At 38.5% G+C, this 11,542-nt stretch carries 11 protein-coding genes; 10 read left to right on the top strand and 1 reads right to left on the bottom strand.

All coding sequences use genetic code 11. From position 1 onward, the window contains the following. The first annotated feature begins 4 nt into the window (after positions 1-4). The 5 genes from OW492_RS15870 to OW492_RS15850 all read left to right on the top strand — a co-directional run bounded on the left by OW492_RS15870 (position 5) and on the right by OW492_RS15850 (position 5,056). Complete coding sequence (locus OW492_RS15870) at positions 5-763, top strand: IclR family transcriptional regulator (protein WP_113817460.1); 759 nt, start codon at positions 5-7, stop codon at positions 761-763. 9 nt (positions 764-772) lie between these two features. Beyond that, positions 773-1,642: an L-ribulose-5-phosphate 3-epimerase gene (locus OW492_RS15865; RefSeq protein WP_290041393.1), complete on the top strand. Its 870-nt coding sequence runs from the start codon at positions 773-775 to the stop codon at positions 1,640-1,642. 19 nt (positions 1,643-1,661) lie between these two features. Further along, positions 1,662-2,612, top strand: coding sequence for a transaldolase (gene tal, locus OW492_RS15860; protein ID WP_290041391.1), 951 nt, complete (start codon positions 1,662-1,664; stop codon positions 2,610-2,612). A gap of 114 nt (positions 2,613-2,726) precedes the next feature. Continuing rightward, the gene (gene tkt, locus OW492_RS15855) at positions 2,727-4,730 is read left to right on the top strand and encodes a transketolase (protein WP_290041390.1); all 2,004 of its coding nucleotides are present in this window, start codon (positions 2,727-2,729) and stop codon (positions 4,728-4,730) included. Continuing rightward, a complete protein-coding gene (locus OW492_RS15850) occupies positions 4,730-5,056 on the top strand; it encodes a hypothetical protein (RefSeq protein ID WP_290041389.1) in 327 nt (108 codons plus the stop codon). The genes tkt and OW492_RS15850 overlap by 1 nt, the downstream gene beginning before the upstream one ends. A 165-nt stretch (positions 5,057-5,221) precedes the next feature. Here the strand turns inward: OW492_RS15850 and OW492_RS15845 are convergent, their stop codons facing one another. After that, the gene (locus OW492_RS15845; protein WP_290041388.1) at positions 5,222-5,362 is read right to left on the bottom strand and encodes a hypothetical protein; all 141 of its coding nucleotides are present in this window, start codon (positions 5,360-5,362) and stop codon (positions 5,222-5,224) included. Positions 5,363-5,941: 579 nt separating this feature from the next. Between OW492_RS15845 and OW492_RS15840 the strand changes: the two genes are divergently transcribed. The 5 genes from OW492_RS15840 to OW492_RS15820 all read left to right on the top strand — a co-directional run bounded on the left by OW492_RS15840 (position 5,942) and on the right by OW492_RS15820 (position 11,456). Next, positions 5,942-7,486, top strand: coding sequence for a sugar ABC transporter ATP-binding protein (locus OW492_RS15840; protein ID WP_290041387.1), 1,545 nt, complete (start codon positions 5,942-5,944; stop codon positions 7,484-7,486). Next, positions 7,467-8,504, top strand: a complete 1,038-nt coding sequence (locus tag OW492_RS15835) for an ABC transporter permease (protein WP_290041386.1) — start codon at positions 7,467-7,469, stop codon at positions 8,502-8,504. Before OW492_RS15840 ends, OW492_RS15835 begins: the two co-directional genes overlap by 20 nt. Then, on the top strand, positions 8,504-9,619 hold the full coding sequence (locus tag OW492_RS15830; RefSeq protein WP_290041385.1) for a substrate-binding domain-containing protein: 1,116 nt from the start codon (positions 8,504-8,506) through the stop codon (positions 9,617-9,619). The genes OW492_RS15835 and OW492_RS15830 overlap by 1 nt, the downstream gene beginning before the upstream one ends. A gap of 11 nt (positions 9,620-9,630) precedes the next feature. Next, on the top strand, positions 9,631-10,515 hold the full coding sequence (locus OW492_RS15825; protein WP_290041383.1) for an SMP-30/gluconolactonase/LRE family protein: 885 nt from the start codon (positions 9,631-9,633) through the stop codon (positions 10,513-10,515). A 179-nt stretch (positions 10,516-10,694) separates the two neighbouring features. After that, positions 10,695-11,456, top strand: a complete 762-nt coding sequence (locus OW492_RS15820) for an IclR family transcriptional regulator (RefSeq protein WP_290041382.1) — start codon at positions 10,695-10,697, stop codon at positions 11,454-11,456. Positions 11,457-11,542 lie beyond the last annotated feature (86 nt).

Here is an 11,542-nt window from a genome sequence, read left to right as displayed (position 1 = left end):
GCGTATGAGCGAGCAAATTAAATCCTTATCAAAAGCATTAGTCGTTTTAGAGTTTTTAGGGCAGTTTCCAAATGGCACTTCTTTGCAAAATATTGCAGAAGGCACTGGGTTTAACAAATCCTCTACTCATCGCATATTAGCGACCTTTGAAGAAGCAGGATATGTTGCTCAACTTAGTTCAGGTAAAGAGTATCGATTAACCATGAAGTTAGTTCACCTTGGTCATTCGGCGATGAATTCAGATGTCACAGGGATAGTGAAACCCTATTTATCTGAGTTGTTAGGTGAGGTTAATGAAACCGTTAACTTCCTCTCTTTTGATGCTGACAATATTGTTTTTAAAGATAAATTTGAACCAGAAAATGCCTCTTTCAGAACCAGAACCTACGTTGGATTACATTCACCAATGTATTGCTCTGCGGCAGGGAAGTGCTACTTAGCCTTTAGTTCTGACATGGTAAGGGAAGCATATTGGCAACGTAATGCGAGCACTATGAAAGCATTAACAGAGAATACTATCTTAGAAAAAGACCTGTTTTTTGAGGCGTTAGATAAAGTTAAAGCATTAGGTTATGCCATTGATGATGAAGAAAATGAAGCGGGTATCTCCTGCGTTGCAGTGCCTATCTTTGATAAGTTCAACACGCCTGTATATGCCATTAGTATCTCTTCATTAACACCAAAAATGAAGCAAATAAGCTACCCAACTTTAGCGCAAAAAATTCAATCCTTTACTGCCCGTATAGAGCAGCAACTTTATTAAGGACCTAGTATGTTTAATGTAAATAATAAGTTTCGTTTAGGCATTTATGAAAAAGCAATGCCAACCTCATTAACGTGGGAAGAGCGTTTAGTGAATGCTAAACAAGCTGGCTTTGACTTTGTAGAAATATCGGTTGATGAAACGGATGAACGTCGTGCTCGTTTAGATTGGAGTGATGAAGAGATCTACGCTCTACGTCACCTTTGTGAAAAACATGAGATGCCTTTGCAATCTATGTGTTTAAGTGCACATCGTAAATTCCCATTTGGTTCAATGGATGAAGCGATTCGAAGCGAGTCCCTTGTGATCATGGAAAAAGCCATTGCGCTTGCTTATAAGCTCGGTATTCGCTGTATCCAAATGGCTGGTTATGACGTGTATTATGAAGCGCAATCGGAACAAACCCACCTACGTTTTATTGATGGTATGCAGCAAGCAACTAAGATGGCGGAGCGAGCTGGAATAATGTTGGGTGTTGAAATCATGGATACTCCTTACTTAAATTCTTTGAGTAAATTCGAAGTGTTAAAGCGTGAAATTCCTTCTCCTTACTTTATGGCTTACCCAGATGTAGGAAATATCACTGGCTGGAATCATGATGTGTGCACCGAATTAAAACTATCTCGTGACCATATTGTACAAGTACATTTAAAAGATACTTTACGTGTTTCTGAAACCTGTAAAGGGCAGTTTAGAGATTTGGTGATTGGTGAAGGACAAGTGGACTTTACTGCGATCTTTAAAACCCTAGCAGAAATTGATTATAGCGCGCCATTAGTGATTGAAATGTGGGCGCAAAACGAACAGTGGTTAGAAGATATTAAAGCCGCAAGAAGTAAATTAAAAGAGATTGCCAATGCCGCAGGTTTTGCACTTTAACATAGTCGATGGAAGATCAATGATGAATAAATTAGAACAGCTCAAAAAATTAACCGTGGTCGTTGCTGATACAGGTGATATTCAAGCAATTCAAAAATACCAGCCTCAAGATGCAACTACCAACCCTTCTCTAATCTTAAAAGCAGCACAGTTAACTGACTATGCCGCACTGATGGACCAAGCCATTAGTTATGCTAAAACACAGTCGGATGACAAACAAAGCCAAATTCAAGCCGCTGGTGATATGTTAGCAGTGAGTATTGGTAGAGAGATCCTTAAAGTGATCCCAGGGCGTATCTCAACGGAAGTGGATGCACGCCTATCTTATGATACTGAAGGCAGTATTTTAAAAGCACGCCAGTTAATGAAAATGTATAACGATGCAGGCATTAATAATGATCGTATCTTAATTAAATTAGCCTCCACATGGCAGGGGATTCGTGCCGCTGAACAATTAGAGAAAGAAGGTATAAATTGCAATTTAACGCTGTTGTTTTCATTTGCTCAAGCACGTGCTTGTGCTGAAGCAGGAGTATTTTTAATCTCCCCCTTCGTTGGACGTATTATGGATTGGTACAAAGCAAAACAAGGACAAGACTTTGCTGCGAATGAAGACCCTGGCGTGTTATCTGTGAGTAAAATTTACGACTACTACAAGGCGCATGACTACAAAACTGTAGTGATGGGCGCAAGCTTTAGAAATACCGGTGAAATTTTAGAGTTAGCAGGCTGCGACCGATTAACTATTAGCCCAGATCTATTACAACAATTGGAACAAGCTGAAGGTGAAGTGGTTGTGAAATTAAAGCCCGCATCATCACAACAAGATCGTCCAGCAGCAATGAGTGAATCTGACTTCCTATGGGAGCATAACCAAGACCCAATGGCAGTTGAAAAGCTCGCTGAGGGTATTCGTAATTTTGCCATTGACCAGGGCAAGCTTGAAGCCATGATTTCAGAAAGATTATGATCTAAAAAAAATAGTTAAAGGGAATCATTGATTCCCTTTTTTAATGCTAATGATATGAACAACAGGGCTACGTTTTTACCGAAAATAGCGCTAACTCTTAAAGGTGTAAATAAAATGGATCGTAAACAACTTTCTAATGCCATTCGTGCGTTAAGTATGGATGCAGTACAACAAGCTAATTCAGGGCACCCTGGTGCGCCAATGGGCATGGCAGATATTGCTGAAGTTTTATGGCGTTCGCACTTAAACCATAACCCACAGAATCCCCAGTGGAGTAATCGTGATCGTTTTGTTTTATCAAATGGTCATGGCTCTATGCTGATCTATTCACTACTTCATTTAACCGGATACTCCTTACCCATTGAAGAGTTGAAAAATTTTCGTCAATTGCACTCAAAAACCCCTGGCCACCCTGAATATGGTTACGCGCCAGGTATTGAAACAACCACCGGACCATTAGGGCAGGGAATTGCTAATGCCGTTGGTATGGCAATAGCTGAAAAATCACTGGCAGCACAATTTAACCAACCTGATTACGATATTGTTGACCATTTTACCTACGTTTTTTTAGGTGATGGTTGCATGATGGAAGGTATTTCTCATGAAGCTTGTTCATTGGCTGGAGTGTTAGGTTTAAGTAAGTTAATTGCCTTTTGGGATGATAATGGTATCTCCATTGATGGTGAGGTGGAAGGCTGGTTTACCGATGATACGGTTAAACGTTTTGAAGCTTACGGCTGGCATGTGTTCGCAGACGTTGATGGCCACAATAGTGAAGCAATCGATGCGGCTATTCAAGCTGCTAAACTGGATCCGCGTCCGACTTTAATTTGTACTAAAACTATTATCGGTTTTGGCTCACCTAATAAAGCAGGAACACATGACTGTCATGGTGCACCACTTGGGGCGGAAGAAGTTGCAGCAAGTAAAGCACAGTTAGGTTGGCAGCATGGCCCATTTGAAATACCATCTGATATCTATTCTGAATGGAATGCTAAGCAAGCAGGATGTGATAAAGAAGCACAGTGGAATGAACAGTTTGCAGCTTATGCTGCTCAATACCCTGAGCTTGCCAGTGTGTTTAAACGTCGTATCGCAGGGGATTTACCAGAGAACTGGCAACAAGCAACGAATGACTTTATTAATGGTTTACAAGCGAACCCTGCCAATATCGCTTCACGTAAAGCCTCGCAAAATACCTTGGAAGTATATGCCAAGATGTTACCGGAATTAACTGGTGGATCCGCTGATTTAGCACCTTCAAACTTAACAATGTGGTCACAATCAAAAGCATTAACCAGTGATGATGCTTCAGGTAACTATATCCATTATGGTGTGCGTGAATTTGCGATGACTGCAATCATTAATGGTATTGCATTACATGGTGGTTTTATTGCTTATGGAGCGACCTTTTTAATGTTTATGGAGTATGCGCGTAACGCAATGCGTATGGCTGCATTAATGAAGGTACAAAACATTCAAGTATATACCCACGATTCGATTGGTTTAGGTGAAGATGGTCCAACACATCAACCCGTTGAGCAAATCGCATCATTGCGTATGACTCCCAATATGAGCACATGGAGACCCTGTGATCAGGTGGAATCTGCTGTGGCATGGAAGTTAGCGATTGAACGTAAAGATGCTCCCTCTGCATTGATCTTCTCTCGACAAAACTTAGTACAACAATCCCGAACTGCAGAGCAAGTCGCTAACATCGCAAAGGGGGCTTATATATTGAAAGATTGTACAGGCACACCTGACTTAATTCTGATTGCAACAGGATCTGAAGTGCAGCTTGCGGTAGATGCTGCTACTGAATTGTCTGAAGCAGGCAAAAATGTCCGTGTTGTATCAATGCCATCTACGGATGTTTTTGATCAACAGTCAATTGCATATAGAGAGGAGGTATTACCATCAAACATATCTGCGCGCATTGCCATTGAAGCTGGTATTGCTGACTACTGGTATAAGTATGTTGGGTTGAATGGACAAGTGATCGGCATGATAAGCTTTGGTGAGTCGGCACCTGCAGAGCAACTTTTTGAGATGTTTGGTTTTACGGTGAGCAATATCGTTAATACTGCGACACAATTATTAGAGAAAGGAGTTCAGTAATGACTATTTTAAGAACAGCATTTTTTGAAGCTAAATTAACAACGGCTGAAAAAGAAGATTTTTATCAATATATGCAAAATGTCGTAGTACCTATTATTGCTACCTTTCCAAATAGCCTTGGCGTGGTGTTAAGTAAGCCTGAATTCATAGAAAGTGAAGATCATCAAAATGTACTGCTTATTATGCAACATAGCTATAGCGATAAAGCTATGATGAAAGAGGCTTTAGATTCAGAACAAAGGATCGCCAGTATGAATGCGACTAAAAAGATTATTGAAAAGTACGGTATTAAAGTACATCACATGAATCTTGTGCAAGCACCCTAGTCGATTTTATAAGTTAATTAAGGTGTTGTTATGAAGCGTCAGTAGTGAAAATAACTGGCGTTTTTTTATTGGCTACTTTGGGATTTATTTTAGATGGGTGTCCCATTATGGGATGTTACTTATCTTAACGTTATTTAATATATTTTTCTTTCTTGCCGGGGCCTTTTAGATCCAAGCTGATACTTCTACTAAAATAATTGCACTGATAGCAATCGCCATTTTTACAAAGAAAAATGCTTTATCAGCAAAAGCTGAAACATTGTTATTTGCGGTTTTTGGAGCATGATCTAAAGTTGTAGTATTCATACGTAATTTCCTTACTTAAATAGTGAATCTGTACATATTATGCTCAATTGTGTGACGAGAGTCAAATTTATGATGTGATATTATTACTATTATGGCACTTTCATAAACCTAAATAAGATCAATAACCTAGTTGTTATTTGGCAAATATAAGTGCTTTTTTATGCGAAATTTAGTTGTTTATTTTTACTTTTTTATTGCAAATACAGCATAAATTCCTCTGTTCAATTTTATTTACTCACCTATTTTTTCTTTATCCCTGCCTATTCACGTTGAAAGTCTGTATTACGCAATTTCACTGTATTATTTATCTTTTACCTTAAGTCACTTTTAACTCTCTGATATATAAATAGTTGTCTTACAAAAACAATAAAATTCTTTAAATAAATGAAAATCTACTCAATGTAAGGTTATGAGATAGAGATCAATAAATAGCACCTCAAATAGCCAATCGAATTAAAGTCGGACTTGAATCACACAATAATTCGAAAACTACAAGTATTATAATGTGGAATTTAATTGTATATTATTCCGCTATGTGGAATTTTATCCTTATATTAAAAAATAATATACGAGGATAGTATGAGATTTATTGATACTCCTGAGGGCAGTTTGCTTTCAATTAATAATCTTACAAAGCGTTTCTTTAATTTTGTAGCTTTGGAGTCTGCTTCTTTTAATGTTCATCCAGGTCGATGTGTGGCTTTATTAGGAGAGAATGGCGCAGGTAAGTCTACTTTAATTAAAACGTTGGCTGGTATTAATAAAAAAACCAGTGGAGAGATTATTTTTAAAAATGAATCGATAGAAGACGCAACTGCTCTTAATCGTTCTAACAAGTCACCTATTGCATTCATTCACCAAGATTTAGGCTTAGTTGAATGGATGACTGTCACTGAAAACATTGGGTTAACTTTAGGTTTTCCTAAAAGATGGGGAATTATTAATTGGAAGGCTGCTGAACAAAAGGCAGAAGAAGTACTTAATTTAGTGGGGTTAGATGCTAAGGCTTCAGAACGAATTTTTAATCTGAGTGCTGCTGAAAAAGCGTTATTAACGATTGCCCGTGCACTAATTGCAGATGCCGAAGTATTAATACTTGATGAGCCTACCGCATCTTTAGTCGCTAGTGATGTAGGACGTATGTTCGATGTATTAAAAGGTTTAAAAGCCAGAGGCGTAGGCATGATTTACGTTTCGCATCGCTTAGATGAAATACACGATATTTGTGATGATGTTGTTGTGTTACGCGACGGGAAGATGGTTGGCTCGGGTTTAGTAAAGGATTTTTCATTAGACGATCTAGTCACCTTAATCGTTGGTATGAAAAAAGAGATGAGTTACAGAACGCCCTTAAACCCAACTTCACCAGTTGTTTTGAATATTGAGAATTTACAAATTGGAGATCTTGATCCATTTAATATGAACTTAAGAAAAGGCGAGTTAGTGTCTTTAGTTGGCTTAAGAAATGCTGGTCAGGAAGCGATAGGGCAGTCCTTGTTTGGCCGCTTGAATATCAAAAATGGTGACGTGCTAATTAATGGCAAAAAAGCAAATATCTCTTCACCTGCTAAAAGCATTGCAAGCGGTATTGCGATGGTCGCCGCAGACCGTGTTAAAGAAAGTATTTGTGGGTCTATGAGTGCATTAGAAAACTTAAATCTTAATCCAAGCAATTTGGGAAAAGGGGAATTATCAAACCTTTCTAAATTGGAAGAGGAAGCTTCTACCTTTCAAGCGATACGCGAGTATTCAGTTAGGCCAAGAGACCCCAATATATCAATCAGTTCAATGAGCGGTGGTAACCAACAAAAAATTATTTTGGCGAGATGGTTCAATATGAACAAGCCGATCATGATTTTAGATAATCCTACAGCGGGAGTTGATATTGGTGCTCGATCTGAGATTTATAAAATCATGCAAAGAGCGATTGAGAATGGATTGTCCGTCATTGTTATCTCAAGTGATTTTGAAGAGGTAGTGAATATATCAAATCGAGCATTAGTATTTAATCGTGGTCGAGTTGTTAAAGAATTAATGGAAGACGATGTGACTTTATCCAATTTATTGAAATATGCGTCAGGGTCAAAAGTAGAAGAGGTACAACATGTCAACATCGAATATTAAATCGACCGCATTGGAAACAGAAGTGTCGATGAAGTTAGGCCTAGGAAATATGATCACGCAAGTATTGATGCGCTACGGTTTATTAATACTAACGTTGTTATTGATCGTGGTGTTTAGTGCAACAACTGACACCTTCTTTTCGATGCTAACACTGCAGGCAATCCTCAGTGAAAAAAGTGTTGTGGCAATTTTAGCCCTCGCTGCAATGGTCACAATGGTCACCGGTAAAATGAACTTAAATGTAGGATTTGGCGTGACTTTTTGGCATGTATTAGTGATCACCTTACAGCAACGTTATGGATTTTCATGGGAAGCTGCCGCATTAACCGTCGTATTATGCGGGTGTTTGTACGGTGCGTTAAATGGCATGTTGGTCGCTTTAGCTGATATTGATTCATTTGTTGCAACCTTAGGCACAGGTACGGTGATTTATGCCGTTTCGCTTTGGCATACCGATGGTCGTCAAATTGTAGGTGCCTTACCTGAAAGTTTTTATAACTTAAGTGGTTATGAACTATTTGGCTTACCTGTTGTGGTCTTTTACCTAGCTGCAATCACTTTTGCATTGTGGTTATTAACTGAATATACCGCCCTGGGTAGAAAGCTTTATGCAGTAGGAGCAAATCCAAATACAGCAACGTTAAATGGAATTAATACTAAGGCTTGTTATATCGGTTCTTATGTTGTTTCTGATGGCTTAATTGCATTTGCAAGTGTGCTATTGGCATCACATATAGGTATTGGCTCATCTTCTGTAGGGCAAGATTTCATGTTACCTGCATTAGTCGGTGCTTTTTTAGGATCTACAACCTTTAGAGCAGGGAGAGTAAATGTATGGGGCACCATTATTGGTGTGTCGTTAGTGAGTGTCGGTATTTCTGGTTTACAACAACTGGGAACGCCATTTTTTGTTGAGCCATTATTCAATGGAGCGATTTTATTGGTGGCTATTACCTTGGCAGGGTTTAGTCAAAAACGAAAACAGACTGCAACTAAAAACAACATAAAGGTGAAATGATGAAAAATCCAATCAAATACATGAGTTTAATAGCCGCGGCGACCCTATCAACGTATTCATATGCTGATGCAACCAGTGCTCAACAATATGTTGATATGGCAAAACAAGTAGTTGCCGAGGCTTCTGGCGAAACAAATGTTGCCTTTTCTTTACCTGCAGGCCCTAAAGCCGTGCAGGATAAAACCGTTATTTTTGTTGCCTCTGACCTGAAAAACAGTGGTGTTGCTGGTGTTGTTAAGGGCTTTGAGGAAGCGGCAAAAGCAATTGGTTGGAATGTGCGAGTACTCGATGGTGCTGGTAGCGTTCCCTCTCAATCATCGGCGATGAAACAAGCGTTAGCATTACAGCCAGACGGTATTGTGGTGGGTGGTTTTACACCGAATACAATGGTACCAACTTTACGTAAAGCCAATAAATTGGGCATAAAACTCGTTAGTTGGCATGCAACACCTAACCCAGGTCCAATTGAAGATTTGTTCATTGAAACGAATATTACTAGTTCAGCTGATGATGTTGCTCGTGTCTCTGCTATGTACGCCATTGCAAAATCAGAAGGCAAAGCCAATGTAGTTATTTTAACTGATGGCCTTTATAGCATCGCGGTACATAAAGCTGATGTAATGAAGTCTTATATTGAAAAATGTGAGGGGTGTTCTGTACTAGGTTATGAAGATACGCCTTTAGCTAACACTTCTGCCCGCATACCACAGTTAACTTACTCACTAGTACAAAAACATGGTGATAAATATAACTATACATTAGCGATAAATGACCTTTATTTTGATTACATGTCACCTGCACTTCGATCTGCAGGCAAAAAGAAAGGCGATGCACCTTATAACATCTCTGCTGGTGACGGTAGTGAATCAGCATTTGAAAGAATCAGAAATGGTGATTTTCAAGTTGCAACTGTTGCAGAGCCATTAAGCTTACATGGTTGGCAGGTTATCGATGAATTTAATCGCCTATTTCAAGATCAACCAATTAGCGGTTACGTAACACCAGTTCATTTAGTGACTGCTGAAAATATCCATAGTAATGGTGGTGATCAAAACCTTTATGACCCAGAGAACAATTACCGTGAATATTACTCAGCGTCTTGGAATGGTAAATAAAGGAGGCAAGTATGTCATTTTCTTCAGCAATGTTATCTGAATTAACATTGATTAGTGGAGGGCATATTTGGTGTGAAGGTGCGGCGTGGTTGCCGCACACTAAGCAACTCTTGTTCTCAGATGTTAAAAAAGGGGCGTTGTATCTGTTTGATAATAACACCCAGGAAACGATTTTAGTTACTGAACAATCGAATTACGCCAACGGCAATTATACCTTGAGTAATGGTGATGTTATTACCTGTGAACACGGGCGTCGATGTATCTCTTTACGCAGTAAAGATAACCTAGCGATTGCTAAGGTGATGATTGAAAAGCTTGATGGTAAACGATTAAACTCACCAAATGATCTTGTTGAACGTAAATCCGATGGGACAATCTGGTTTACTGATCCACCCTATGGCATTACCAGTGATGAAGAAGGGTATAAGGCAGAGAGCCAAATTATAGGGTGTTATGTTTATTGTTATGACCCAAGTAGTGACACGTTAAGTATAGCGACTAGCGATATCCAACGACCTAATGGATTAGTTTTTTCTCCTGATGAATCAACTTTATACGTTGCTGATATGTCGATTGTTGATTTTCCAACGCACGGGCTAAAGCATCTAAAAGCCTTTGATGTTGATGGCTGTAGCTTATCGAATGGACGATTAGTATATGAGGTTGAATGTGGTATCCCAGATGGCATGACAGCGGATAAGTTTGGTACCTTGTATTTAAGCTCTGGAGAAGGGATTATTATACTTAACAAAAATATGCAATTACTGGGAAAGATATTGCTCCCTGAAACCGTGTCTAATTGCACCTTTGATGAACAGGAAAAAACACTTTATATTACTGCCTCGTCATCGGTTTATGCGATTGATATAAATACTAAACAGTTAAGTTTATTATGAAGCGTGTAGGAATTTAAATAGGTGGGCTCGTTGTTACAGTTGAAGTATGTTTAGCAGCTCATTAAAAGTTATTAAATATACCTTGTAAAGAATACTATAATATCGCTTATAAGGTATCATTATTAGCTATGCTGAGTTAATCGTACTAGATTTAACATTAAAATTGTCAATGAGAAATTATGCAATCTGTAAATAAAACTTTCGAAGTGCTTGAAGTCATTGCAAACTGCTCTAATGGTATTACCTTAGAGCAGCTTGCAAATGTACTGCCTTATCCAAAACCAACATTGCATCGTATATGTAAATGTTTGACAAATAATGGTTATGTCAGTCAAAGAGGCAGTAGCTCTTATCAGTTAACCACTAAAATGTTATCACTAGGTTATAACGTGATTCATGATGACTCATTATTAGCCGATATTACGCCACATATGTCTGAATTAGCGAATCGAGTCGGTTTTACCATTAATCTTCAGCGACGTGATTTTGATAATGTCATCTTATTAAAAAAAGAAGAGTCACGCTCTTCGATATTCCACACCAATGCTCATACAGGGCTAACATCTTCACTATACAATGCCGCTTGCGGCAAAGTTATTTTGGCGAACTTCTCAGAAGAAGATAAAGATAAGTACTGGGATGTACATGGTAACGATTTAACGCGTTTTGATCATTTCTGTGATGTGAAAATTAAAGATAAAGCGACATTCCTAGAAGCATTAGAGTCTGTTAAGGCACAAAAATTTGCGCTTGATGGTGAAGGTAATGAATCAGGTATCACGTGTATAGGTGTACCATTAGTGTTAAATGGGGCTGTCTCTTATGCGATCAGTGTTTCAGGTTTAACTCCTGAAATAAATCGTCATGGACAAAAACAATTAGTTAATGAATTACATCGATTTTCTGAGTTTTTATCTGAAAAATTGGCAAAAACTAAGTAGAAATTAATAGTTAGTATTGTAGACGTTTTATCAATTGAACAATGGAAATGTACATAACAGAAGGCTATACACCGCCTCCTGTTATG

The sequence above is a fragment of the Psychromonas sp. 14N.309.X.WAT.B.A12 genome, assembly GCF_030397575.1.
GTDB lineage: Bacteria > Pseudomonadota > Gammaproteobacteria > Enterobacterales > Psychromonadaceae > Psychromonas.
The sequence above is the reverse complement of the archived record's forward strand: the minus strand, read 5'-3'. Positions and strand labels throughout refer to the sequence as shown.

Excerpts from the sequence above, each read along its gene's own strand:
- OW492_RS15870 (WP_113817460.1), top strand. The coding sequence starts at position 5 with ATGAGCGAGCAAATTAAATCCTTATCAAAAGCATTAGTCGTTTTAGAG.
- OW492_RS15865 (WP_290041393.1), top strand. The coding sequence starts at position 773 with ATGTTTAATGTAAATAATAAGTTTCGTTTAGGCATTTATGAAAAAGCA.
- tal (WP_290041391.1), top strand. The coding sequence starts at position 1,662 with ATGATGAATAAATTAGAACAGCTCAAAAAATTAACCGTGGTCGTTGCT.
- tkt (WP_290041390.1), top strand. The coding sequence starts at position 2,727 with ATGGATCGTAAACAACTTTCTAATGCCATTCGTGCGTTAAGTATGGAT.
- OW492_RS15850 (WP_290041389.1), top strand. The coding sequence starts at position 4,730 with ATGACTATTTTAAGAACAGCATTTTTTGAAGCTAAATTAACAACGGCT.
- OW492_RS15845 (WP_290041388.1), bottom strand. The coding sequence starts at position 5,362 with ATGAATACTACAACTTTAGATCATGCTCCAAAAACCGCAAATAACAAT.
- OW492_RS15840 (WP_290041387.1), top strand. The coding sequence starts at position 5,942 with ATGAGATTTATTGATACTCCTGAGGGCAGTTTGCTTTCAATTAATAAT.
- OW492_RS15835 (WP_290041386.1), top strand. The coding sequence starts at position 7,467 with ATGTCAACATCGAATATTAAATCGACCGCATTGGAAACAGAAGTGTCG.
- OW492_RS15830 (WP_290041385.1), top strand. The coding sequence starts at position 8,504 with ATGAAAAATCCAATCAAATACATGAGTTTAATAGCCGCGGCGACCCTA.
- OW492_RS15825 (WP_290041383.1), top strand. The coding sequence starts at position 9,631 with ATGTCATTTTCTTCAGCAATGTTATCTGAATTAACATTGATTAGTGGA.
- OW492_RS15820 (WP_290041382.1), top strand. The coding sequence starts at position 10,695 with ATGCAATCTGTAAATAAAACTTTCGAAGTGCTTGAAGTCATTGCAAAC.